This is a genomic window from Novosphingobium capsulatum NBRC 12533 (assembly GCF_001598375.1).
GTDB lineage: Bacteria > Pseudomonadota > Alphaproteobacteria > Sphingomonadales > Sphingomonadaceae > Novosphingobium > Novosphingobium capsulatum.
Genome location: NZ_BCYV01000015.1, coordinates 157,043 through 180,966, shown reverse-complemented (window position 1 = coordinate 180,966; position 23,924 = coordinate 157,043). Strand labels below are relative to the sequence as shown.

Genomic DNA, 23,924 nt, shown 5'->3' with positions numbered 1-23,924 from the left:
ACCACGTTTCCTCTCCTCACCCGATCCGGCCGGGATAGCGGCTGGCGCGCGCCGGGGCAGGCGCGACCATAGTCTTAACTGTGTGGAATTTCAGGCGCTCAGGGCATCAGCCGCTTGCGCCCCTGCCACAGGTGCCAGCGCATCGCGAGCGCGGCGGCATCGCCATCCTGGGCGCGGATCGCGTCGACGACCAGTTCGTGTTCCTCAATCATGGCGTTGATCGCGGCGGGGGGGCGGGAGCGCGAGATATCGACCCCGGCGCGCAGGATGCGGTCGATCTCGTCATGCATGTGATCGAAGCTGGAGACGAAGATCGGGTTGGCGGTCGCTTCGAAAATGGCGCGGTGCAGTTCCATGTCTTCCACATGGGCCGGGCCACTCGCTTGCAGGGCGGCGCGCAGCGCGTCCATCGCGCGCTCGATCACCAGCATCTGTTCGGCCGAGCGGCGCTGCGCGGCCAGGCGTGCAGCTTCTGCCTCGAGCACCAGGCGCACTTCATAGCTGCCCATGGTGGCGGCAAGGTTCTGCATCGGCAGATGGCTGCCCAGCCGTTCGGACGGACGCCGCTTGACGAACGAGCCGGCGCCGCGCCGCGCTTCGGTAAAGCCGTCGGAGGCGAGGCGGACCAGCGCCTCGCGCACCACGGTGCGCGACATGCCGAACATTTCCGCCAGGCGCGTTTCGGAGGGCAGGCGGTCGCCGATCTGGAGATCGTCGGTGTTGATCAGTTCGACGATCCCGGCATAGGCGCGATCGGCCAGGCGTTCCTCGTGCATGGTCCTCCCCTTCTTCAGACGATCCATCCGGCGGCCAGCACCAGCACCAGGCCTACCACCGAAATCAGCGTTTCCAGCACCGACCAGGTGCGGAACGTGTCGGGCGTGCTGGTGCCGAGATAGCTGCGCACCAGCCAGAACCCCGGATCGTTGACGTGGGAGAAGAACACCGAGCCAGCGCCGATGGCAAGCACGGTCAATTCCGGCGAGGCGCCGGTGGCGGCGACTACCCCAGGCATGATGCCGGCGGCAGTGATCGTGGCGACCGTGGCCGATCCGGTGGCCAGGCGGATGCACACCGCCACGGCCCAGGCCATCGGCAGCGCGGGAATGCCGCCGTGAGCGGCGAGATGGGCCAGGAAATCGGCCAGGCCGGCTGAGACCAGCACCTGCTTGAGCGCGCCGCCCGCGCCGATCGCCAGGATGATCGCTCCGGCCGGGGCCATCGCTTCCTTCCAGATCGCGCCCTGGATCGCCGGGGCGCTGAACCCGCAGCCGAACAGCAGCGGCAGCGCGACGAGATTGGCGAGCACCAGCGCAAGCACCGGATTGCTCGCGAGGCCGAGCCAGGCAAGATGCGGGGCCAGGGCTGGCGGCGCCACAGCGGCGATCTGCCCGGCGGCGATCAGCACCACTGGCAGCAGCACGCACAGGAGGGCGCGACCCACGCCGGGCGCGGTGACGATTGGCGCGGCCGGCGTCATCACCGGGGCATCGGGCCGAACCCGGCGCGCGATCCACAGCGCGAACAGCGGGCCAGCCACGATCGCGGTGGGCACGCCGATCAGCAGGCCATAGAGCATCGTGCGCGGCAGGCTGGCGTGCAGTGCGTCCACGGCCAGCAGCGGGCCGGGATGGGGCGGCACCAGGGCATGCAGGGTGGAGAGGCCTGCCAAGGCCGGGAGGAGCAGGCGCAGGCGTGTGGTGCCCGCATCAGCCGGCCCGGTCATCGCTGCGGCTGCCGCCGCCGCGATCGGTAGCAGCAGCACCACACCGGTTTCGAAGAACAGCGGCAGGCCGATCAGCAGCGCGACCGCCATGCTCAGCCAAGGGGCCGCTGCCGGCCGGCCATGGTGCAGCGCCATGCGGGCCAGCACGCCCGCCCCGTCCGACAGTTGCAGCATGGCACCGAGCGAGAGGCCCAGCGCCACGACGAGGCCGGTGCCGCCCAGCACGTCGCCGGCGCCTTTCTGCACGGCTTTGGCGGTTTCGGCGACGGGCATGCCGACCGCGATGCCCACGGCAAAGGCGCCGCAGAGCAGGGCGAGAAAGGGATGGAACCGCCCGCGCACGATCAGGGCGATGGCGAGGCCAATGCCGAGCAGCGCGGCCAGGACCAGGCGCAGATCGTCGCTCATCGCGCTGCCGCCGTCCGGGTGGTGGTGATTCGCCCCGACCTGCCTTGCCCAGATCCGTGATGGCCCATCCTGCTCTCCTCTCGCGCCATGGCGCTGCCTGCCTGCGCTTGTTCTGCGAAAAGTTGTATAACAGGTGCGCGCCGATTTCAGCAATAAATCGTGTATTGACGGGATAACTCCGGCATAATATCAGAAATCTGTCTAACTGATATTGGATTTCGCCATGCCGATCCGAGCATGGACGCACGGTAGATGCCGCAACGGTAGGCGATAGGGAGAGACAACGGTGACCGACTTTGCCCCTGCCAGTGTTCCGAACCAGCCGGCGCAGCGCCTGTCAGAGGCACCCGCCGTCCGCCTGACCCCTACCCAGTTCAAAGTGATGCAGGGCGTGCGCTCGGGCCAGCTCAACAAACAGATCGCCTATGACCTGGGCATCGCGGAAAAGACCGTGAAGGCCCATATGACCGCGCTGATGCGCAAGCTCAACGTGCGCAACCGCACCCAGGTGGCGATCGCCGCCCAGTCGATCCTCGCCCAGTAGGTTTTCGCCCAACACGTTTTCCGCAGCAGGTTTCGGGGCGTGCGGCAGCAAGGGAGCGGGAAAAGGCGAAATCGCCGGCAGCGCATCTGATGTATGTCGATGCCGCTCAGGCAAATCCTGCCCTCAACCATCGCTCAACATCACGACACAACAGCCCCAGCCGAACAACGGCGTGGGGCTTTTTCACGTTCAGCCCAGATAGCCGCGATCGACATCATCGAACGCCGCCACCAAGGCTTGCCCGTGGGATGTGAGCGCCGCTTCGGCCAATGCCTGCGCCTGCGCCAGCAGCAGCCAATGGCGGCCCAGCGCGGCGAGGTGATCGTGCACCGGGCTGCCCGACAGTGCCGCCAGCCGGGTGGCGATCCATCCCGTCGTGGCCAGGGATGCCAGTTGCAGGAACGGATAGGCGACGACCGTTGCCGTCGGCTTGTCGAGGCTCGATGCGGCCTGCTCGAGCATGTCGAGCAGCGCCCGCAGGGTGGCATTGCCGAGCCGGTCCGCATCACCGCGGGCCTTTGCCAGGAAGGCGCGATAGGCGCGGCCTTGATCGCCGAGCACGCGGCGCAGGGCGAGGTCGAGCGCCTGCATGCCGCTGGTGCCTTCGTAGATCGCCAGAACGCGGGCATCGCGCAGATAGCGCTCGGCTGGCCATTCGCGGGTATAGCCGGCGCCGCCGAGAACCTGGATGGCATCGTTGGCGCACAGGCTCGCTGCCTCGGCCGCAAAATTCTTGGTGATCGGCAGCAGCCAGGCCAGCAGCAGTCCCGCTTCGGTGCGGGCTGCGTCATCGTCTTCGTGGGCCTGAAGGTCTGCCACGGCTGACGCGGTCAGCACGAGCCCCCGTGTGACTTCGGCGCGCGCCGCCAGGCCCAGCAGCATGCGCTGGACATCGCCGTGCTGGTCGATCGTGACTGGCGGGGCATCTGCCCTGCCGCCCTGCCGCCGCTCTGCAGCATAGCGCCAGGCGAGACTGGCTGCGGCACCCGACAGGCCCGCCCCTTGGCTGCCGACCGACAGCCGCATGCCGATGATCATTGTGAAAAGCTGGGCGAGGCCGCGTCCCGGTGTGCCGATCAGGTGGCCCGTCGCGGCCTCGAACCCCAGGGCACAGGTGGGCGAGCCGTGCAGGCCAAGCTTTTCCTCGATGCGCCGCACCACCACGGCATTGCGTTGGCCCGCGATATCGGATGGCACCAGAAACAGGCTGAGGCCTGCCGGACCATGCGCCCCCTCTGGCGTGCGCGCCAGCACCATGTGGGCGATGCGCGGGGTAAGGTCGTGATCGCCAAAGCTGATCCAGATCTTTTCACCCGTAATCCGCCAGGTGCCATCGGCATGGGGCACTGCGGCAGTGCGCAGTCGCGGCACGTCCGACCCGGCGTCGGGCTCGGAAATGCAGATCGTCGCGGCCCAACTGCCATCGACCAGGCGCGGCGCCCATTCGGCGCACAGCGCCGGGTCGGCATAGCGTTCGATCACCTTTGTCGCGCAGCGCATCGGCGTGGGCAGCATGCCGAAGGCGGGTGAGGCGCGGTTGAGCAGTTCCTCGCACGCACTGTGCACAAGCATCGGCAGACCCGCGCCGCCCCACTGTGGCGCGCCTTCTATCGTGGTCCAGCCAACGGCAACAAAGGCCTGCCAGGCGTCATGATGGCCTGGTGCCAAGCGCACGCGGCCCTGTTCCAGGCGGCAGCCAACCTGATCGGCCTGGGCGTTGAACGGCTCGATCACGCCTTCGGCAAGGTCACCGGCCGCGCCGACGATGTCGAGCAGCATCGCTTCGTCCAACCCGGCATCGGGAAATAGCGCCTGCACCCGCACGAATTCGGGCAGGGCCAGGATTTGGGCGACGATCGTGCCGGCGGCATCGGCGTAGGACATCTTGGGTTCCTCTCTCTATACGCTACCGTATGGTTTGAGGACGGACCTGGGTCAAGGCCGGTTCTGGACGGGGCATGGCAAGGCGCCTAAGCCGCATGGCATGACGTCGTCCCCGTCCAATCCAGCGTCCGATCCCGTCGCAGCGCCAGCAGCGGCCGCGCCATTGGCGCACAGCAAGCGCCTGGGCCGCGCCGACTGGATCGCGGCGGCGATCCGGGTGATGGCCGACAGCAGCGTCGAGCAGGTGCGCGTGGAAAAGCTGGCGATCGACCTCAAGGCGTCGAAGGGCAGCTTTTACTGGCATTTCAAGGACCGCAATGCGCTGCTGGCAGCCGTTCTGGAGGAATGGCAGGCACGATCGACGCTGATGGTGCAAGAGCGGCTGATGCGTGACGAGCCCGACGTCGCGCTGCGGATCAAGCGATTGATGGAACTGCCGTTTCATTCCGGTGCGGCGGCGCTGGCGGCCGATCTGGAACTGGCAATCATGGGCTGGGCACGCCGATCAGCGGCAGCACGGGCCGCAGTTGGCGCGGTGGACGCGGCGCGCACGGCTTATCTGGTGGACCAGTTCGTGGAACTGGGTTGTGGGGTGGCAGACGCGCAATGGCGCGCGCACCAGGCCTACGCCCTCCTGCGCTATGTCGCGCAGCGCACCGATCTTGCGCTGGCCGATCGGCAGCAGATGATTGCCAAACTGCATGCCCGGCTGACGCAGGACTGCGCCGCCGGGCATTGATCGACACATTAAGGGCAAGGCGGCGGGATTATTCCCCCTGCCAGCCTTCGAGCAGATCGCGGAATTCGTCGGCGTGGTTTTCTTCCTGCGCCAGAATGCCTTCCAGCATGATCCGCGTGGTGGGATCGCGATCGCCGACATAGGCTATCAGTTCGCGATAGGCTTCCACCGCGATGCGTTCGGCGATGAGGTCTTCCTTGACCATGTCCTTGAGCGTCTTGCCCACCTGGTATTCGGCATGGCTGCGCTGGGTCAGCGTGGCAGGATCGAGATCGGGTTCGCCACCCAGCTGGACGATGCGTTCGGCCAGCTTGTCGGCATGGGCGCGCTCTTCGTTGGCGTGCTCGAGAAAATGCGCCTTGATCGGTTCCGAAACCAGGCCATCGGCGGTGTAATAGTGCCGCATATAGCGCAGCACGCAGACCCATTCGGTGGCCAGCGACTTGTTCAGCTGGGCGATGATCACCTCGCGGTCCTTGGGGAAGGACTGGGTGACCGGGCCCTGGTCGATATGCTTGCGGGCCTGGGCACGCAGGGTGGCGGTGTCGGTAAAGCTGGCGTCAGACTTGGCCGGCTTGGCGGCGGTGGCAGTGGCCATGGAACATGCTCCTGCAAAAGGGATGGCATGGATCGAGGTGGCCATGCCGTGACACCGGGCAAATGATCGGGCCGCCCTCCGGTTCCATTGCCCGACAGGGCGGGTGTGATCGCCGGGGATGATCGCGCGTGCCGCTCGCTGTCCTTGAACACTTTCCCTCATGGCCCGGGCTGCTATAGCCGCGTCACGATGGACCTAGTGACGACTCCCCTGCGCATGCCCGCCGATTGGCGTGATTTCTTTGCGCTGACCAAGCCGCGCGTGATGACGCTGGTGATCTTTACCGGGCTGTGCGGCCTGCTCGCCGCGCCGGGAGAGATTCATCCGGTGCTGGGGTTTGCGGCGATTCTGTGCATTGCCGTGGGTGCCGGGGGCGCTGCCGCGCTCAACCAGTGGTGGGAGGCGGACCTCGACGCGGGCATGAAGCGCACCGCGCGGCGGCCCGTGCCGGCCGGGCGGATGGACCGCGAATCGGCACGCGATTTCGGCTTTGCGCTGTCGGGCGGATCGGTGGTGGTCATGGGCTTGGCGATCGGTTGGCTGGCGGCCGCGATCCTGGCGATCTCGATCTTCTATTATGCCTGGGTCTATACCGTGTGGCTCAAGCCGCGCACCCCGCAGAACATCGTGATCGGCGGTGGGGCCGGTGCCTTTCCGCCGTTGATCGGGTGGGTGGCCGTTACCGGGCACATCACCTGGATGCCGGTGGTGCTGTTCCTGATCATCTTCCTGTGGACGCCGCCGCACTTCTGGGCACTCGCCCTGTTCGTGCAGACCGATTACGCCAAGGTCGGCATTCCGATGCTGCCGGTGGTGGCGGGTGAAAAGGCGACGCGCCGGCAGATCCTGTTCTATACCCTGGTGCTCGTGCCCGTGAGCCTGGTGCCATGGGCGCTGGGTGGCGCCGGGCTGGTCTATGGCGTGGCGGCGGCGCTGCTCGGCCTGGGTTTCCTGGTGCTGGCCATGCGGGTGGGCCTGCGCGACAGCGTGGCCAATGACAAGATGAAGCCGGAAAAGCGGCTGTTCGGCTATTCGGTGCTCTATCTGTTTGCATTGTTCGCCGCGCTGGTGCTGGATCGGTTTGCCGGGCTCCAGGGGTGGGCCTGAGCGGAGAGGAAACAACGTGGGCGACAAGCCGGAAAATATTGACCTGAAAGCCTTTCGTGCGCGACAGAAAGCACGCAACCGCGCTTTGGGACTGGTGCTGGGGGCTTTGGTGGTGCTGTTTTTTGCCATCACCGTCGTGAAACTGGGTGTGCAGGCCGCACACCGCAACGAAAGCGCACAGCACGCCTGACCCGGACAATGCCCGGCGGGCGGATAAGGGAGAGAAAGCGTGGCAGCGGCAATCGACAAAACCACCCGGGCCAATCGCAAGGTGGCGATCATCGCCGGCGCGGCGGCCTTGGGCATGCTGGGCATGGGCTATGCCGCCGTGCCGCTCTATCGCATGTTCTGCCAGGCCACGGGCTTTGCCGGCACGACCCAGCGGGCCACTGCGGCCCAGGCGGCCAAGGTCAAGCCCACGCTGCGCCCGATCACCATCCGCTTCGATGCCAATGTCGCGCCGGGCCTGCCGTGGACGTTCAAGCCCGAGCAGGTGACCCAGGACGGACGAATCGGCGAGCGCAAGATCGCTTTCTTCACCGCCCGCAACAATTCCGACCAGCCCATTGTGGGCCGCGCGGTGTTCAACGTGACGCCAGAGCAGACCGGCTCCTACTTCCACAAGATTCAGTGCTTTTGCTTCAATTATCAGAAGCTTATGCCGGGTCAGGAAGTGCGCATGCCGGTGGTCTACTACGTGGACCCGGCTATGTTGGATGACGCGAACACGCGCGATATCCCGGAAATCACGCTCAGCTATACGTTCAACAAGGCCGCAAATTGACTGGACCGGGCCAGATGTGCCCGATAGACATTGCAGCCACCACAAAAATGGCTCCCGTCGCTGTGCGCACGAGGATGCTGGTTAAGCCTTGGGGGAAGTAGACGATCATGGCCGGCGCCAAGAACCACGATTATCACATCCTGCCGCCCGATATCTGGCCGTTCATGGGCGCTATGTCAGCCCTGGTGATGACCAGCGGCGGCGTTTTCTACATGCACAAGATGGCTGGCGGCACGCAGATCATGCTGCTGGGCCTGCTGGGTGTCCTGCTCACCATGTTTTCGTGGTGGGGCAAGGTAATCAAGGAAGCCCACGCCGGCGATCATACCCCGGTGGTGCAGCTGCACCAGCGCTATGGCATGATCCTGTTCATCGCTTCAGAAGTGATGTTCTTCGTCGGCTGGTTCTGGGCGTTCTTCGATTTCTCGCTGTTCCCCAGCAAGCTCAACACCGACGTGATCGGCGGCGTGTGGCCGCCCAAGGCGATCGAGGCGGTCATCAACGCGTTCGACCTGCCGCTGCTCAACACGCTGATCCTGCTGTGCTCGGGCACCACGCTGACCTGGGCCCATCACGCGCTGATCCATGGCGATCGCAAGGGCCTGAAGCTGGGCCTGACGGCCACGATCCTGCTCGGCCTGCTGTTCACGTCGATCCAGGCCTATGAATACGTCCATGCCCCGTTCGCCTTTGGCAAGAACACCTATGGTTCGGCCTTCTTCATGGCGACGGGTTTCCACGGCTTCCACGTGATCATCGGCACGATCTTCCTGATCGTGTGCTGGATCCGCGCCGAGCGGGGCGAGTTCACGCCGCGCCAGCATTTCGGCCTGGAGGCGGCGGCCTGGTACTGGCACTTCGTCGACGTGGTCTGGCTGTTCCTGTTCGTGGCCATCTACGTCTGGGGCAACTGGGGCGCGGTGGTCGAATAACCGCCCACGCCTATGGCCCACAAAAAGGGGCGCCTTCCGGGTCTGGAAGGCGCCCCTTTTTTGTGTCGCTGCCCCGGAGCCAGCCCCCGGGGCAGCGATCATGGTTACTTTAAGCTGGCCAGTTCGGCCGACAGCGCGGCAGCGCGCTGGTCCTTGAGCACGGCGCAATCCTGCACCCGCTCGATCGCTCGGTCGAGTTCGAGCGCGCCCGAGTTGTGGGCAAAGTGCGGGCGCCAGGCGGCAATGGTCTTGGCCTTGTCCACCGAGCAGAATCCGCTCACCGCCTGGGGCAGGCTGCGCGCCAGGAAGATGCCGCCGCCGCTGGAGAGCAGGGTGTCGACGTGGGCATTGGCCCAGGCAAACGCGTATTCGGTCGTCTTGGGCGAGGCGATGGCCAGCGAAATGCCGGTCAGCTTTTCCGAAAGGCGCAGGCGCTTGTCGGAAAACTCTTCGATTAGCCACTTGGCCACGGCCGGATCGTTGCTGCGGCCCACGGCGCGCAGGGCGGCCGGGCGCAGCAGCGGATCTTCCGAAGACAGTGCCTTTTCCATCAGTACCTTGGCGCCTTCCAGGCCGCGCGGCTTGAGCCAGGCCTTGAACGCGCTGTTGTAGAAGGCGGGATCGAGCGCGGCGGTATCGCCGGCCAGCAGGCTGTCGACCGCCTTGGCCAGCTTGGCATTGAGCGCGGCGTCTTCGGCCACGCCCGACATTTCCGCCACCAGGGCAACGCGGCGCTGCTGCTGATCGGGATCATCGCCCGCATGCGCGCCGGCCCGCGGATCGAAGCCCAGCTTGGCCAGCTGCGGACCACGCACTTCGGCCACCAGGCGGCGCAGGCCCTCGTGGGCAGCCGGGGACAACATGCCGCGATCGTCGAATGCTTCAAGCTGGCCGGTCGCACCATCGCTGGCGTAGCTGTCGGGATTGGCGGCAAAGCTGCGCGCGGCCGCCACCAGTTGCGCTGGCGTGGCACGCCCCGCCAGGAAGCTGGCTTCCAGGCTGTCGATCGCGGCCAGGGCTTCGCCGCCGGGCAGGGCGGAACCCTGCGCGATTAGGCTGTCCCACTGCGCCGCGGGCAGCTCGAAACGGTAATAGCCGGTGCCGCCCGCGTTGGGCATCAGCGCGCCGTTGCCGGCGATGGCAACCGTGCCGCTCTTGTCCACCAACAGCTGGCAGACGCGGGCATCGCCCTGGCGCAGGCACAGTGGCACGCCCCAGGTCTGGGCCAGGGCTTGCGCCGGGGCCTGGGTGCCGAGCCTGACATAGCGGCTTTGCGTCACGTTCCATTTGCCTTGCCCGGCTGGGGCAAACGTCACCAGCGGCACGCCCTGCTGGTCGGTAAAGCTTTGCATCGCAGGCAGGATGCGCGGATCACCGGCAGCATCGGCCATGGCGCCAAAGAAATCGGCGGTGCTGGCGTTGCCGTACTTGTGCTTGGCCATGTAGCCGCGCACGCCGTCGCGGAACTTGGTATCGCCCATGAACGCGGCGATCATCGATACCACGTGGCCACCCTTGCCATAGGTGATGGTGTCAAAGGCCGCGTCGATCTGGCTGTTGCGCTCGATCTTCTGGTGGATCGGCCGGCCGACGATCAGCGCGTCGGTGTTCATCGCGGCAAAGCCTTCTTCCAGCGCGCCGGCCCCGATGTTGAGATCGGGACGCCATTCGTTGCCGATGCGGAAGCCCATCCAGTTGGCAAAGCTTTCGTTGAGCCAGATATCGTCCCACCAGGCCGGGCTGACCATGTCGCCAAACCACTGGTGCGCCAGCTCGTGCGCCACGACCATGCCGAAGTTGCGCTTTTGCGCGGTCGAGGCCTTGTCATCGAGCACGAGGAGCGAATCCTCGTAAAGATCGGCCCCGGCATTTTCCATGGCGCCCGGCATGATCGGCGCGGTGATCTGGTCCAGCTTGGGGAAGGGGAAGGCCTGCCCGAAATAGTTCTCCAGGTGGCTGACGATGCCCTTGGTGCCATCGAGGGCAAAGGCCAGCTTGTCGGCATTGGGCTTGGTCGAAACCACGCGCAGCGGCAGCGGGGTGGCGCGCTGCGGCGTGGCCGGCACGGCGCCATCCACGCTCACGAACGGACCGGCCATTACCGCCACGAGGTAGCTGGGCAGCGGCAGGGTCGGGGCAAAGCGGTGCACGGTCTGGGCGCCGCGCGTTTCGGTCGCCACTTCGGGCGCGTTGCTTACCGCGCGCTGGCCCGCCGGCGTGGTGATGGTGACAGTATAGGGCGTCTTGAAGCCGGGCTGGTCGAACGAAGGGAACGCGCCGCGCGCATCGATCGATTCGAACTGGCTCCAGCTGTACCACTGGTTGTCCACGTGCACGCGGAACAGCCCGGTGGGGCCATCGTTGAAGCCGGCTTCATAATCGAACACCAGCGTCGCGGCGCCCTTGGGCAGCGGCTGGGCAAAGGTGACCAGCGCCACGCCGGTGGGATCGGCCTGCTGGAACGTGCCGGCAATCGTCTTGCCACCCACTTTGGCGACAACCTGCTTCACCTTGAGATCGAGCCCGTGCATCCACACATAGCGGCCGCCCTGGTTCACGGTCACGTCGATCTCGGCATGGCCGGTAAAGCGCGGCTGGGCCGGATCGAGCGTGAAATCGAGGCGATAGGCGCTTGGCACCACGGCATTGCCGAGCTTGCCAACAGGCATCACGCCAGCGGCGGCGGGAATGGCCACGGCCTTGGCATCGGCGGAAGCAGTGGGGGCGGCAAGTGCCGGGGCGGCGGCAAGAGTGCCGGCCAGCATCGTGGCGGCAAGAAGCAGAGCGCGCATGGAATCCTTTCACGCGAAAAGAGGCTGGGCGCCTGCTTGCGCCCGGCTCGTTGCACGTGCAACCGGTTTCGACGAACCGCCGGGATTGATCTGCCAACGGCTTGGTGGTGTCTGAGTCAATGGCACGCGCAGCCCATTGACTGATGGTGTCTTAATCGACCGGCGCGCAAAAACGCATCGTCCCCCCGGACTGGACCCCGGATCAAGTCTGGGGGTGGCGAAGGAAAGTGGGTTCGCTGTGCGCAACAATGCACACGGCGCTACCTGCTACCTGGCATCAAGACTGAACCACCTTCGGCACACCCTCTGCCGTGATCGCGATATATCCCTCGGTCAGGTAAATGTATGACGTTCCGCGGCTATCGGCCATATGCCAGTAGCTGACATTCCCTGCGAACCGATTGCCGGCAAGCGAGGCGACATCAGCATGCATGGCGACGGCTGTGACGCCTTCAAACAAGACGACGATCGCGGTTCGCGTGCTCGCGTCAGGTTTCGGGTAGGCCTGGAGTCGGAGTGACACGACCCCTTTGACGGGGTCAAAATCCAGCCCGTCCAGCAAAGCATCATGTCCTTGCATGTCGTCGTGGAGCATTACCGCAACAACCCACCCAACAGCCCGCGCGCGAAGCGGCCCAGGGCTTCGCCGCCCAGGCTCGTCGCGATCGAGCCGACCATTGCCGTTACTCCGCTGGCGACGGGCGCCGCGCGGGATTTCTTGCCGGCGATCTGGGCGGCGACCATCGCTCCGGCCGATGAGGCGACGGCGCCCATCGCGGCCTTGCCAGCGCGGCCCCACAGTGTGGGGGACTGGCGCGGCTGGGCACGCTGGGCGTCTGCGCCCTGTTCCTGCACGGTCTGCGCCGCAGCAGCGGCGTCTGCCGCCTTTTGTGCCAGCACTTCGGCCGCGCTCTCGCGGTTGACGGCGGTATCGTACTTGCCGCCAAACGGGCTGGCGGACTGGATGGCAGCACGCTCGGCCGGGCTGACCGGCCCCAGGCGCGAGCGCGGCGGCGCGATCAGGGTGCGTGCGACCATGCCCGGCGCGCCATCGGCGTCGAGCATCGAGACCAGCGCTTCGCCCACTTTGAGCTCGGTAATCGCTTGGCCCACATCGAGATCGGGGTTGATGCGAAAGGTTTCAGCCGCGGCGCGAATCGCCTTCTGATCGCGCGGGGTGAACGCGCGCAGGGCATGCTGCACACGGTTGCCCAGCTGGCCTGCCACCTTCTCGGGAATATCGATCGGGTTTTGGGTGACGAAATAGACCCCCACGCCCTTGGAGCGGACGAGGCGGACGACCTGCTCCACCTTGTCCATCAACGCATCGGGTGCATCGTCGAACAAGAGGTGGGCTTCATCGAAGAAGAACACCAGGCACGGCTTTTCCGGGTCGCCCACTTCGGGCAGCGCCTCGAACAGTTCCGACAGCAGCCACAGCAGGAACGTGGCATAGAGCTTGGGGCTCTGCATCAGCTTGTCGGCGGCCAGCACGTTGACCATGCCGCGGCCCTGTTCGTCCACCTGCAGGAAATCGTGGATTTCAAAGGCCGGTTCGCCAAAGAAGCGATCGGCACCCTGGCTTTCCAGGCCGAGCAGCTGGCGCTGGATCGCGCCGACGCTGGCCTTGGTCACGTTGCCATACTTGGTGGCGAGCGCCCCGGCGTTTTCGGCGCAGGCGGCCAGCACGGCCTGCAGGTCGGCCAGGTCCACCAGCAGCAGGCCGTTGTCGTCGGCATAGCGAAAGGCGATGGTCAGCACGCCTTCCTGGGTTTCATTCAGGCCCATCAACCGGGCAAGCAGCAGCGGGCCCATTTCGGAAATCGTCGTGCGGATGGGGTGGCCCTGCTCGCCATACAGATCCCAGAACACGGCCGGGTTATCGGCATAGGCATAGTCGGCAATGCCCAGGTCCTTGGCGCGCTGTTCCAGCGAGGCGGCGTGCTTGAACGTGGGGTTGCCAGGCATGGCAATGCCGGAAAGATCGCCTTTCACGTCGGCCAGGAACACCGGCACCCCGGCGCGGCTGAACTGTTCGGCCATGCCTTGCAAGGTCACGGTCTTGCCGGTGCCGGTCGCCCCGGCGACCAGGCCATGGCGGTTGGCCCGGCCCAGCAACAGCACTTCGCGTTCGCCCTTCGCGCCCAGGCCCAGGAAAATCTCGTCCATCCGCCGCACTCTCTCTCGATTTGTTGCTTTGCTGTGTAGGATGAGCCGCGATTGCCCGCGAGGGCTTTTTGCATCCGCATCGGCTTGTCGCTATGCGCGTGGGGTAATGACACGCGCCCCCTTTCTTTTGCTCGATGATGCCCGCCAAGGCGATCACGGCTCGGCCCGCCTCTATGAAGCGCCGCTGGAGATCGTGGTGGCGCGCCGGCCGGAAGAGGTGGACGCGGCCCTGGCACGGATCGGCGATACGCCGGGATGGTGGGCTGGCGCACTGGCCTACGAAGCCGGGCTGGCGCTGGAAGAGCGGCTGCTGCCGCGCGCGGCGGCGCGCAGCGGCAGTGCCGGGCCGCTGGTGTGGTTTGCCCGCTTTGCGCAGATGACGCCGATGGCCAGCGCAGACGTGGCAGCCTGGCTGGCGCGCGAAAGCGCCGGGCAGGGCAGCGGCGGCCGGCTGGGTCCGCTAGGCCCGACGCATTCAACCGGCGGCTATGCCCGCGCTTTTGCCCAGGTGCAGGAAGCGATCCGCAGCGGCGATATCTATCAGGCCAACCTGACGTTCCAGCTGGCCGGTTCCTGGCAGGGTGATCCGCTGGCGATCTATGCCGCGCTGCGTGGTGATGCGCTGGCCGGGCATGGCGCCGTCTTGTGGGATGGATCGCACTGGCATCTCTCGGTCTCGCCCGAGCTGTTTTTCGAATGGCGCGGCGATCGTGTGACCGTGCGCCCGATGAAAGGCACGGCGCCGCGCGGCGCCACTCCGCAGGAAGATGCCGCGCTCAAGGCCGCGCTCGCTGCCAATCCCAAGGATCGCGCTGAAAACCTGATGATCGTTGACCTGATGCGCAACGATCTGTCGCGCGTGGCCGTGCCCGGCACGGTCAAGGTGCGCGATGCCTTTGCCGTGGAAAGCTATCCCACCGTGCACCAGATGGTCACCACAGTGACCGCGCAGATACAGCCCGATGTGGCCGTGGCCGATGTGCTGCGCGCCATCTTTCCCTGCGGATCGATCACCGGCGCGCCCAAGATTCGCGCGATGGAATGGATCGACATGGCCGAACGCGATGCGCGCGGGCTCTATTGCGGATCGATCGGCTATGTCGATGTGCCCGATCCGGCGACACCGGCCAGCCGCGATGCGCCGGGGGCTGGCAGCGCGGCGTTCAATGTGGCAATCCGCACCGTGCGCCTGGTGCCAGACCATCCCGGCGCGGCCGGCGGACGGGCGACCATGGGGGTTGGCTCGGCCGTGGTCGCGGATTCCGTCATGATGGGCGAATGGCGCGAATGCGTGGTAAAGGGGAATTTCTTGCGCCTGAACGCCGGCAGTGCCGATCTGATCGAGACCATGGCCTTTGATCCGACGGCGGGGATCCCGCTGCTGGAGCGGCATCTCGAGCGGATGAAGCAAAGTGCGCAGGCGCTGGGCTTTGCGTTCGATCGCCATGCCTTGCGCAACGCCATCCACGCGCTGTGCTTCGATCTCGATGCCCCGGCCAAGGTCCGCCTGGTGGTGGCGCGCAGCGGCGCCCATGCGCTGGAGGCAGCGCCGCTGCCGCCTGCCTTTGCTGGGCCGGTTACCTGCGCCGTGCTGCCCCTGCCGGTCAGCACCGGCGATTGGCGCCTGCGCCACAAGACTACCGATCGCGGCTTTTACGAGGCCGGCCTCAAGGCGGCGCGTGGTGTTGGCGCGCAGGAAGCCCTGCTGCGCCGCGACGACGGCTTGATCACCGAAGGCTGCTTTACCTCCGTGTTCGTGGAGCGCGATGGCGTGCTCGTCACCCCGCCGGCCGATCTGGGCCTGCTGCCTGGCGTGCTGCGCGCGCAACTGCTGGAAGAAGGCCGCGCCGTGGAGGGCGAGGTTCGCCTGGAAGACCTGGCGCAGGGCTTTTTCCTGGGCAATGCGCTGCGTGGCCTGATGCCAGCGCGCCTTTTGGGGCAGGGCTGAGCCATCATGGACAACCACGCTACCAGCGCCGCGCTGGGCCGCATCGCACCCTCGCGCACCAATGCCATGACCGACCGCGCGATCGAACTGCGCGCCGCCGGGCGCGACATCATTTCGCTGTCGGTGGGGGAACCCGATTTCCCAACGCCGCCCCACGTGATCGCGGCGGCCAAGGCCGCGCTTGATGGCGGGCAGACGCGCTATACCGCCGTGCCTGGCACGCTGGCTTTGCGTGAAGCAGCCGCCCTCCATTTCCAGCGCGACCTCGGCCTTGCCGTGCCGCCCAGCCAGGTGATCGTGACGGCCGGAGGCAAGCAGGCGATCTTCGAGGCGCTGCTCGCCACGCTTGATCCGGGTGACGAGGTGCTGATTCCCTCGCCCTGGTGGGTCAGCTATCCCGAAATCGTGCGCTTTGCCGGGGCCAGCGTGGTCGATCTGCCCACGCAGGCCAGCGGCGGGTTTCGCATCACGCCCGACCAACTCGCCAGCGCGATCACGCCCGCCACACGCTGGCTGCTGCTCAACAGCCCGGGCAATCCCACTGGCGCCACCTATCCGGCCGCGGAACTGCGCGCGCTGGGCGCGGTGCTGCGCCGTTTCCCGCGCGTGCTGGTGCTGTCTGACGATATCTATGCCCCGCTGCGCTATGGCGGCGGCGTGCATGCCACGCTGGCGGTGGAATGCCCCGATCTCGCCGACCGGGTGTTGACGGTGTCGGGTGTGTCGAAAAGCCATGCGATGACCGGCTTTCGCATCGGGGTTTCGGCCGGGCCGGAATGGCTGATCAAGGCCATGGCCAAGCTGCAGTCGCACAATTCGGGCAATCCCTGCTCTATCGCCCAGGCTGCTGCCACGGCGGCATTGGCCGGCCCGCAAGAATTTCTGGCCGATTGGCGCGAGCGTTTCCGCGCCCGGCGCGACAAGGTCGTCGCCGCGATCAACGCCATTCCGGGCCTATCCACGCCCGTGCCCGATGGCGCGTTCTACTGCATGATCGATGCCGCGCCCTTGATGGAGCGCTTTGGTGATGACGAGGCGCTGGCCCTGCATCTGCTGGAACATGGCGTGGCGGTCGTGGCGGCCTCGGCCTTTGGCGGCGCGCAGGGCTTCCGCATCTCGTTTGCCGCCGATGATGCCGTGCTGGATGAGGCGCTGCGGCGCATCGCGGCGGCGCTGGCCTGAGGATTTACGCCCGCCGCGCTTGCCCGCCGGCGATTTCGCGCGCAAGGGGTGGGCATGATCGAAATCCCCATCCTGTTCGAAGACGGCGAAGCGCTGGTCATCGACAAGCCGGCCGGCCTGCCGCTCGACCGGCCGCGTGCCGGCGGCATCTCGCTGGAAGACCGCCTCGATGAATTGAAGCTGGGCTTCCAGCGCCTGCCCGCGCCGGTCCACCGGCTCGACCGCGACACCTCGGGCTGCCTGCTGCTCGCGCGCAATCCCAAGGCGCTCAAGCGCTTTTCCGCCGCGTTCGAAGCGCGCCAGGTGGAAAAGGTCTATTGGGGCGTGGTGGCCGGCGATGTCGAAGGAACGGCGGGCACTATCGCGCTCAATCTGTCCAAGATTTCCAGCGCTGCTGCCGGCTGGCGCATGATCGCGGCCAAGAAGGGCAAGCCCGCCGTCACCCACTGGCGCGTGCTGGCCCGGCTGCCGGGCCGCACCCTGGTGGAGTTTCGCCTCGAAACCGGCCGCACCCACCAGGTCCGCGTTCATGCGCTGACGGGCCTGGGTGCCCCGCTGCTGGGTGATCCGGTCTATGGCGATGGCAAGGGCGCGGCCCGAACCCTGCTGCACGCTACGCGCCTGGTCATGCCGCGTGAAGGCAAGGAGGCCATCGTGGCCGAAGCGCCGATCCCGGCCGATATTGCGGGCTTGGGCTTTACGCTGTGACCGACACTCCCGAGGCGATCGTGGCCCGTGCCATGGGCCTTGTGGAGGAAAGCTTCATCGCCGCTGCCGGGCCGGGCGGGCAGAATGTCAACAAGGTGGCCACCGCGGTGCAACTGCGCATCAACGTGTTCGCCTTGCGCCTGGCCCCGCCGGTGTTTCACCGGCTCAAGGAACTGGCCGGCAGCAAGTTTACCGCTGGCGGCGAGATCGTGCTGACCGCGCGCCGCTTTCGCACGCAGGAAGCCAACCGCGAAGACGCCCGCACCCGGCTGGCCGACCTGCTGCGCGACGCGTGCAAGCTGCCGGAAAAGCGCGCCAAGTCGCGCCTCAATCGCGTAGGCAAGGTGCAGCGCCTGCAAGGCAAGAAGATCCGTGGCGCGGTCAAGGCCGGCCGCGGCAAAGTCCGGCTGGATTGAATACAAAAGCCTGCGCGCGATGGCGTGCCGAACACAAGATCCTCCCCGCGTGGCGGGGAGGTGGCAGGCCACAGGCCTGACGGAGGGGCAAATCCCTCACACCATGTCCTGCGGCCGGACCAGGCGGTCGAACGTGGCTTCATCCACCAAGCCCAGCGCCAGCCCGGCCTCGCGCAGCGTCATGCCGGCGGCATGGGCGTGCTTGGCGATCTTGGCGGCATTGTCATAGCCGATTTCGGGCGCCAGCGCCGTTACCAGCATCAGCGAGCGATCGACCAGTTCGGCAATGCGGCGCGTGTTGGGCTCGATCCCGTCGACACAGCGCACGGCAAAGCTTTCCATGCCCACGGCCAAGAGGTGAACCGAGCGCAGCACCGCCGCGCCGATCATCGGCTTGAACACGTTGAGTTCCAGATGCCCCTGCAGGCCGCCCAGCGTCACCGCCTGGTGGTTGCCGATCACTTGCGCGGCCACCATGGTCAGCATCTCGCACTGCGTGGGATTGACCTTGCCCGGCATAATCGAACTGCCCGGTTCGTTGGCCGGCAGGTCAAGCTCGCCCAGCCCAGACCGTGGACCTGATCCCAGGAGGCGGATATCGTTGGCGATCTTGGTCAGCGCCACGGCGAGCGTCGCCAGGGTAGCAGAAAACTGCACCAGGGCATCATTGCTCGCCAACGCTTCGAACCGATTCGGCGCCGGGACGAAGGCATGGCCGGTAAGGTCGGCCAACTGTGCGGCCATTGCCTCGGCAAAGCCCTCTGGCGCGTTGAGCCCGGTGCCCACCGCCGTGCCGCCCTGGGCGAGGCGCAGCAGGTGCTCCTCGGCATGGCGCAAGCGCTGATGGGCATCGCGCAATTGCTGGACATAGCCGGAAAATTCCTGCCCCAGCGTCAGCGGCGTGGCATCCTGCAGATGGGTGCGCCCGATCTTGACGATCCCGGCCCATTCGCGCGCTGCCGTGTCGAGCGATCCGGTCAGCAGGTCGAGTGCGGGCAGCAGGTCACGGTTGAGCGCAACCACCGCTGCCACGTGTAGCGCGGTGGGAAAGCTGTCGTTCGACGATTGCCCGCGGTTCACATGGTCGTTGGGGTGCACCGGGCTCTTGCCGCCGCGCGTGCCGGCCAGTTCCTCGTTGGCGCGGCCGGCGATCACCTCGTTGACGTTCATATTGCTCTGCGTGCCACTGCCGGTCTGCCAGATCACCAGCGGGAACTGGTCATCGTGATGCCCGGCCACCACTTCGGCGGCGGCCTTTTCGATGGCATCGGCCAGCCTGCCATCGAGCCCATGGGCGCGGTTGACGCGGGCGGCAGCCTGCTTGACCAGGGCCAGGGCGTGGACGATGCCGATCGGCATGCGCTCGCCCGCGCCGAACGGGAAATTCTCGATCGAGCGCTGGGTCTGCGCGCCCCAATAGGCGGTATTGGGCACCGGGATCGTGCCGATGCTGTCGCTTTCGATGCGGGTGGTCATGCCGGGGTCCTTTCGCGGCGCCGGGGCGGCGTGGACCCCGGCGGTGTCAAAGTGGGCGGTGCGTTGTTGCGGCCTGCGCGCGGCGCTGAAGAAAGCGGGCTTCGACCGTGGGGCCGGCCTGTTCGGCCAGAAGGGACAGTGCGGCAGGCAGGCCGCGCTCGGCCAGGCGATCCACCGCCTGGTCGGGCGCAACGCCCAACTCGCGCGCCAGATCGCGGATCGCGCGGGCCATCTCGATGAATTCCAGTTCGCTCTCGCGTGCCGCGCGCCATTCCGCCGAAGGGGAAAAGCTGTGGTGCATATCCATGCCGTTGCTCCTGCCGTTGTTGCCGGACAGAGGCTAGCAGTTGCCGGACGGGCAGGGCTTTAAGGGAGGGCATAGGCATAATGCGGAGGGGCTTAACCCAGCCGCACGGGCGAGGGATCGCCATGGAGCGCGATCAGGTCTGCGCGTGCCCTGGCCCTGGCCCGCAGGAATGCGCCCTCCACCGCGTCGGCGCTCTGCCCCGCCTGCCGCGCGATCATGGTTAGTGCGCTGGCAAGACCCTGCTCGACCATGGCGTCAAGCAAAGGGCGCGGATGCAGCGCGCGGTCGGCCGCTATCGCCTTGAGCGCGCGCACCGTTTCGGCAAATTCGAACGCGGTGAGGCGTGCGGATTCGTATTCCTCCTTGCGCAGCAGTGCGTTTCGCAGATCAAACGCCATGGCGGTCGCTCCTCTTGCACCAACACGATACTGTGCCAGATGGAGCCCGCCTTGACCCACGGCAAGTGTGCCGGGGCATTTTGGGGGGTAGGAGCGGGACATGGGTACGGTCACGGGCACCGGCATGGGGACCAGTGAAATCTTCCTGATCGCGTTGACGATCATCCTGGCGGTGCCATGGCTGGTCTGGCGCGTGTTCAACCGTGATGATCATGCGCCGCTGGTGGTGGTGCAGATCGTCGGCGGCATCCTGCTCGGGCCGGGCGTGCTGGGCGCGCTCTATCCCGGCTATTACGCGTTCGTGTTCAACCCGCAGGTGATCGGCGCGCTCAACGGCGTGGCCTGGTGGGCGGTCAGCCTGTTCGTGTTCATCGCCGGGGTGGAACTCGATCTGGCCGATGCCTGGGGCAATGCCCGCGAAACCCTGATCACCGCCAGTTGCGCGCTGCTTACCCCGCTGCTGCTGGGCGCGGTGGCGGCGGCCGCGCTGCTCACCGTGCCGGGCTGGCTTGGCCCCAAGGGCACCTGGGGGCAGGGCGTTGCCGGCATGGGCATGGCCTGTGCCGTTACTGCGCTGCCCATTCTGGTGCTGCTGATGGAAAAGCTCGGCATCTTCCGCACGGCGCTGGGCCAGCGCCTGCTGCGCTATGCCAGCATGGACGATGTGGCGATCTGGGGCGTGCTGGCGCTTATCCTGCTCGATTGGCAGCGCATCGGGCGCCAGGGCCTGTTCCTGGTGGTGTTTGCCGTGGCGGCCTGGGGCCTGCGCCGGCTGATGGCGCGTGTGCGCGAGGATGATCGCTGGCATATCGCACTGGTCTGGCTGGCGGCGGTGGGTTTTGCCGCCGATTGGTCGGGCCTGCATTTCATGGTCGGCGCGTTCCTGGCCGGTGCGGTGCTCGACGCGCGCTGGTTCGAGCAGGGGCGGCGCGACGCGTTCCGCCATTTCCTGCTGCTGGCGGTGATGCCGGTGTTCTTCCTGTCCACCGGCCTGCGCACGCAATGGGGCCAGGTCGGCGGGCTGGGCCTGACGGCCGTGCTGGGCGCGGCGGTGTTGCTGCTGGTGGCTTCGGTAGCCGGCAAGCTGATCGGCGTGCACCTCGCTGGCCGCATCCTGGGCTGGAAAAAGGGCGAGGCCAGCGTGATCGGGTGGATGCTCCAGACCAAGGCGCTGATCATGATCATCTTCGTCAACGTCCTGCTCGACAAGAAGATCATCACGCCCGAGGCGTTCACCGCGCTGCTGCTGATGGCGGTGTTGAGCACGATGCTGACCATGCCGATCGTCCGGCCCAAGCTCAAGGCGCTGGCAGCAGCAAATTCTTGACGGATTGCCGCTAGGACAGGAGCCATGGCCGATTTCCTTGTCCTGGCGGCACTGGCGTGCTGGCTGTTCTTCGTATTCTGCGTGTGGCGGGCGCTGTGCCTGTTCGGCACCTGGTGCCCCGCGCCGGCAATGGTCTGGCGCAGCGATTACAACGAGGGCCAGCAGTCCGAGGATTTCTGGTCTTTGGGGATGACGATGTTCACCTCGCGCGGGTGGAACTGGCGCGATGGCGACGATACCCGCTACATCGAGGACGAAATCCGCTTTCGCGACCAGGACGGCATCGAGCGGCGCGCGCTGGTGCATCGCTGGGTCCATCGCGGGTGGAAGCCATCGGGCGCCTATACCGTGTGGTATGATCCGGCCGATCCCACCCGCGCCACTGTGCTCGGCCCGTTCACATGGGGCGCCTGGGGCCTGCTTTCGCTGGTGCTGCTGTTCGTGGTGGTGCAGATGATCAGGACGATCGGCCTGCCGCCGATGCTGGCGGGGCTGCTGGGCTAGCCCTTCTGCGTTAGGCGCTTGGGCTAGCCGGGTGCGCCCCTATCTGCCATAGGCGGCGGCGTGACTGCCGTTATGCCCGATCTTTCGCCCGATCTTGATGCCGCGCGCCAGCGCCTGGCGCAGGTTTTTGGCTTTTCCGGCTTTCGCGGGGTGCAGGACCAGGTGGTGGGCCGCGTGCTCGGCGGGCGATCCACCCTGGCGGTCATGCCCACTGGGGCGGGCAAGTCGCTTACCTATCAATTGCCGGCGGTGATGCTGCCGGGCACCTGCGTGGTGGTTTCGCCGCTGATCGCACTGATGCACGACCAGTTGCGCTCGGCCACGGCCAACGGCATCCGCGCTGCCGCGCTGACCAGCGTGGATACCGACCGCGAATGGACGATCGAGCGGTTCCGCAATGGCGAGCTCGACCTGCTCTATGTCGCGCCGGAACGCGCCAGCCAGCCGCATTTCCGCGAGCTGCTGGGCAAGGCGCCGCTGGCGCTGTTCGCGATCGACGAGGCGCACTGCGTTTCGGAATGGGGCCACGATTTCCGCCCCGATTACCGCCTGCTGCGCCCGATGATGGACGCGTTTCCCGATGTGCCGCGGCTGGCGCTGACGGCCACGGCCGATCGCCACACCCGCGCCGATATCCTCGAACAGCTGGGCATTCCCCACGATGGCCTGATCGTGGCCGGGTTCGATCGCCCCAACATCCAGTATCGCATCGCCCCGCGCGACAATCCGCTGCGCCAGTTGACCCGCTTCATTGCCGAAAATCCCGGCCCCGGTGTGGTCTATGCGCCCACCCGCGCACAGGTGGAAAAGCTGGCCGAGCAATTGGGCGAGACCGGCCGCAGCGTGCTGCCCTATCACGCCGGGCTGCCGGCTGAAACGCGCGCGGCCAACCAGGAAGCTTTCGTCACCAGCGAAGACATGGTGATCGTGGCAACGGTGGCGTTTGGCATGGGCATCGACAAGCCCGACGTGCGCTTTGTCGCCCATGCCGGCCTGCCCAAGTCGATCGAGGGCTATTACCAGGAAACCGGCCGTGCCGGGCGCGACGGCGATCCCTCGGTGGCGCTGCTGCTGTGGGGGGCAGACGATTTCGCGCGCGCGCGCCAGCGCCTGGCTGAAGTGGACGAGACCCGCCGCCAGGGCGAGCGCACCCGCCTGGATGCGCTGGCTGGCCTGGTCGAAACCCCGGCCTGCCGCCGCGCCGTGCTGCTGCGCCACTTTGGCGAAGATCCGCCGGCCTCGTGCGGCAATTGCGACAATTGCCTCGATCCGCCAGGGCTGACCGATGCCACCGAGCTGGCGCAGAAGCTGCTGTCGGCAGTCTATCGCACCGGGCAAAGCTATGGCCTGGGCCACCTCGAAAAGGTGCTTACCGGCGTGGCCGATGAACGCGTGACCGCGCGCGGCCACGATCAGCTTTCGGTGTTCGGCATCGTGCCGTCCGATCAGGCGCCCTTGCTCAAGGCGCTGGCGCGTGCACTCCAGGCGCGCGGCAGCCTGTTGCCGACCGAACATGGCGGCCTGGCGCTGGGCGGCGATGCGCGTGAAATCCTCAAAGGGCAGGCGCGGGTCGACGTCGTCCTGCCGCCGCTGCGCGAACGTGGCGGCAGCCGGCGCCGGGGCAAGGCCGGCAGTGGTGCCGCGCTCAATCCCGTGGGTGATCCGCTGTTCGATGCACTGCGCGCACTCCGCCGGGAAATCGCGCAGGAAGCCAATGTGCCGCCCTATGTGGTGTTTCACGATGCAGTGCTGCGTGAGATGGCGGCGGCACGGCCCACGTCGCTGGCTGAGATGGCGGCGATCGGCGGCGTCGGCACGCGCAAGCGTGATGCCTATGGTGACCGCTTCCTCGCCGTGATCCGCGCGCACCTCTAGTTGCGACCATCGGCCTGATGGCAGGGTGTGCCCCGGCGTGGCACAGCCGGCGCTGGAACCTAAATGGACGGTCAACCATTTTTCGCTAGGCTGCCTGCAA

The 23,924-nt window shown here is 66.7% G+C and carries 23 protein-coding genes; 13 read left to right on the top strand and 10 right to left on the bottom strand.

The genetic code is table 11. The features are described from left to right. Positions 1-98: 98 nt before the first annotated feature. Both SCA01S_RS15420 and SCA01S_RS15415 read right to left on the bottom strand, forming a co-directional pair. Positions 99-776 carry a FadR/GntR family transcriptional regulator gene (locus SCA01S_RS15420; protein ID WP_062787197.1) on the bottom strand — a complete coding sequence of 226 codons (678 nt, stop codon included), beginning with the start codon at positions 774-776 and terminating at the stop codon, positions 99-101. A gap of 14 nt (positions 777-790) precedes the next feature. After that, positions 791-2,134, bottom strand: a complete 1,344-nt coding sequence (locus SCA01S_RS15415) for a GntT/GntP/DsdX family permease (protein ID WP_062787139.1) — start codon at positions 2,132-2,134, stop codon at positions 791-793. Between the two features lie 334 nt (positions 2,135-2,468). On the opposite strand from SCA01S_RS15415, the gene SCA01S_RS15410 reads away from it, so the two are divergent. Further along, positions 2,469-2,678: a helix-turn-helix domain-containing protein gene (locus SCA01S_RS15410; protein ID WP_210427002.1), complete on the top strand. Its 210-nt coding sequence runs from the start codon at positions 2,469-2,471 to the stop codon at positions 2,676-2,678. A gap of 189 nt (positions 2,679-2,867) precedes the next feature. Here SCA01S_RS15410 and SCA01S_RS15405 read toward each other — a convergent pair whose 3' ends face one another. Further along, positions 2,868-4,562, bottom strand: a complete 1,695-nt coding sequence (locus SCA01S_RS15405) for an acyl-CoA dehydrogenase family protein (RefSeq protein ID WP_062787136.1) — start codon at positions 4,560-4,562, stop codon at positions 2,868-2,870. Positions 4,563-4,662: 100 nt separating this feature from the next. Here SCA01S_RS15405 and SCA01S_RS15400 point away from each other — a divergent pair, with 100 nt between their 5' ends. Then, entirely contained in the window at positions 4,663-5,301 is a 639-nt protein-coding gene (locus SCA01S_RS15400; protein ID WP_084391040.1) for a TetR/AcrR family transcriptional regulator, read from the top strand. 28 nt (positions 5,302-5,329) lie between these two features. Here the strand turns inward: SCA01S_RS15400 and SCA01S_RS15395 are convergent, their stop codons facing one another. Beyond that, complete coding sequence (locus SCA01S_RS15395) at positions 5,330-5,899, bottom strand: ferritin-like domain-containing protein (protein WP_022674737.1); 570 nt, start codon at positions 5,897-5,899, stop codon at positions 5,330-5,332. Positions 5,900-6,088: 189 nt separating this feature from the next. On the opposite strand from SCA01S_RS15395, the gene SCA01S_RS15390 reads away from it, so the two are divergent. From SCA01S_RS15390 to SCA01S_RS15380, 4 genes are all read left to right on the top strand, one after another. Continuing rightward, positions 6,089-7,006, top strand: a complete 918-nt coding sequence (locus SCA01S_RS15390; RefSeq protein ID WP_028657435.1) for a heme o synthase — start codon at positions 6,089-6,091, stop codon at positions 7,004-7,006. Positions 7,007-7,022: 16 nt separating this feature from the next. Continuing rightward, positions 7,023-7,196, top strand: coding sequence for a cytochrome c oxidase system small membrane protein (locus SCA01S_RS22610; RefSeq protein WP_166643350.1), 174 nt, complete (start codon positions 7,023-7,025; stop codon positions 7,194-7,196). Between the two features lie 39 nt (positions 7,197-7,235). Further along, on the top strand, positions 7,236-7,790 hold the full coding sequence (locus SCA01S_RS15385) for a cytochrome c oxidase assembly protein (protein WP_022674740.1): 555 nt from the start codon (positions 7,236-7,238) through the stop codon (positions 7,788-7,790). 107 nt (positions 7,791-7,897) lie between these two features. Continuing rightward, positions 7,898-8,722: a cytochrome c oxidase subunit 3 gene (locus tag SCA01S_RS15380; RefSeq protein WP_022674741.1), complete on the top strand. Its 825-nt coding sequence runs from the start codon at positions 7,898-7,900 to the stop codon at positions 8,720-8,722. 104 nt (positions 8,723-8,826) lie between these two features. On the opposite strand, the gene SCA01S_RS15375 is transcribed toward SCA01S_RS15380, so the two are convergent. The 3 genes from SCA01S_RS15375 to SCA01S_RS15365 form a co-directional block, all read right to left on the bottom strand. Further along, positions 8,827-11,514: a M1 family metallopeptidase gene (locus SCA01S_RS15375; RefSeq protein WP_062787130.1), complete on the bottom strand. Its 2,688-nt coding sequence runs from the start codon at positions 11,512-11,514 to the stop codon at positions 8,827-8,829. A gap of 277 nt (positions 11,515-11,791) precedes the next feature. Beyond that, positions 11,792-12,109: a hypothetical protein gene (locus SCA01S_RS15370; RefSeq protein WP_062787128.1), complete on the bottom strand. Its 318-nt coding sequence runs from the start codon at positions 12,107-12,109 to the stop codon at positions 11,792-11,794. Then, positions 12,109-13,683, bottom strand: coding sequence for a helicase HerA-like domain-containing protein (locus SCA01S_RS15365; RefSeq protein WP_062787125.1), 1,575 nt, complete (start codon positions 13,681-13,683; stop codon positions 12,109-12,111). Before SCA01S_RS15365 ends, SCA01S_RS15370 begins: the two co-directional genes overlap by 1 nt. 106 nt (positions 13,684-13,789) lie before the next feature. Between SCA01S_RS15365 and pabB the strand changes: the two genes are divergently transcribed. The 4 genes from pabB to arfB are packed head-to-tail and all read left to right on the top strand — an operon-like array spanning position 13,790 to position 17,937. Next, positions 13,790-15,631 (top strand): aminodeoxychorismate synthase component I, encoded by a 1,842-nt coding sequence (gene pabB, locus SCA01S_RS15360; protein ID WP_062787123.1) that lies wholly within the window; start codon positions 13,790-13,792, stop codon positions 15,629-15,631. Positions 15,632-15,637: 6 nt separating this feature from the next. Next, positions 15,638-16,813: a pyridoxal phosphate-dependent aminotransferase gene (locus SCA01S_RS15355; protein WP_062787121.1), complete on the top strand. Its 1,176-nt coding sequence runs from the start codon at positions 15,638-15,640 to the stop codon at positions 16,811-16,813. A 54-nt stretch (positions 16,814-16,867) separates the two neighbouring features. Continuing rightward, complete coding sequence (locus SCA01S_RS15350; protein ID WP_022675180.1) at positions 16,868-17,521, top strand: RluA family pseudouridine synthase; 654 nt, start codon at positions 16,868-16,870, stop codon at positions 17,519-17,521. Between the two features lie 32 nt (positions 17,522-17,553). Then, complete coding sequence (gene arfB / locus SCA01S_RS15345; RefSeq protein WP_062787194.1) at positions 17,554-17,937, top strand: alternative ribosome rescue aminoacyl-tRNA hydrolase ArfB; 384 nt, start codon at positions 17,554-17,556, stop codon at positions 17,935-17,937. A 96-nt stretch (positions 17,938-18,033) separates the two neighbouring features. Here the strand turns inward: arfB and fumC are convergent, their stop codons facing one another. From fumC to SCA01S_RS15330, 3 genes are all read right to left on the bottom strand, one after another. Beyond that, positions 18,034-19,413 carry a class II fumarate hydratase gene (fumC, locus tag SCA01S_RS15340; RefSeq protein WP_062787118.1) on the bottom strand — a complete coding sequence of 460 codons (1,380 nt, stop codon included), beginning with the start codon at positions 19,411-19,413 and terminating at the stop codon, positions 18,034-18,036. 46 nt (positions 19,414-19,459) lie between these two features. After that, a complete protein-coding gene (locus SCA01S_RS15335; RefSeq protein WP_062787115.1) occupies positions 19,460-19,720 on the bottom strand; it encodes a hypothetical protein in 261 nt (86 codons plus the stop codon). 92 nt (positions 19,721-19,812) lie between these two features. Continuing rightward, positions 19,813-20,118, bottom strand: coding sequence for a hypothetical protein (locus tag SCA01S_RS15330; protein ID WP_062787112.1), 306 nt, complete (start codon positions 20,116-20,118; stop codon positions 19,813-19,815). A gap of 124 nt (positions 20,119-20,242) precedes the next feature. On the opposite strand from SCA01S_RS15330, the gene SCA01S_RS15325 reads away from it, so the two are divergent. From SCA01S_RS15325 to recQ, 3 genes are all read left to right on the top strand, one after another. Continuing rightward, positions 20,243-21,445 (top strand): cation:proton antiporter, encoded by a 1,203-nt coding sequence (locus SCA01S_RS15325; protein WP_062787191.1) that lies wholly within the window; start codon positions 20,243-20,245, stop codon positions 21,443-21,445. 24 nt (positions 21,446-21,469) lie between these two features. Next, positions 21,470-21,949 carry a DUF3592 domain-containing protein gene (locus SCA01S_RS15320; RefSeq protein WP_062787110.1) on the top strand — a complete coding sequence of 160 codons (480 nt, stop codon included), beginning with the start codon at positions 21,470-21,472 and terminating at the stop codon, positions 21,947-21,949. Between the two features lie 72 nt (positions 21,950-22,021). Then, the gene (gene recQ, locus SCA01S_RS15315; RefSeq protein WP_062787107.1) at positions 22,022-23,824 is read left to right on the top strand and encodes a DNA helicase RecQ; all 1,803 of its coding nucleotides are present in this window, start codon (positions 22,022-22,024) and stop codon (positions 23,822-23,824) included. Positions 23,825-23,924 lie beyond the last annotated feature (100 nt).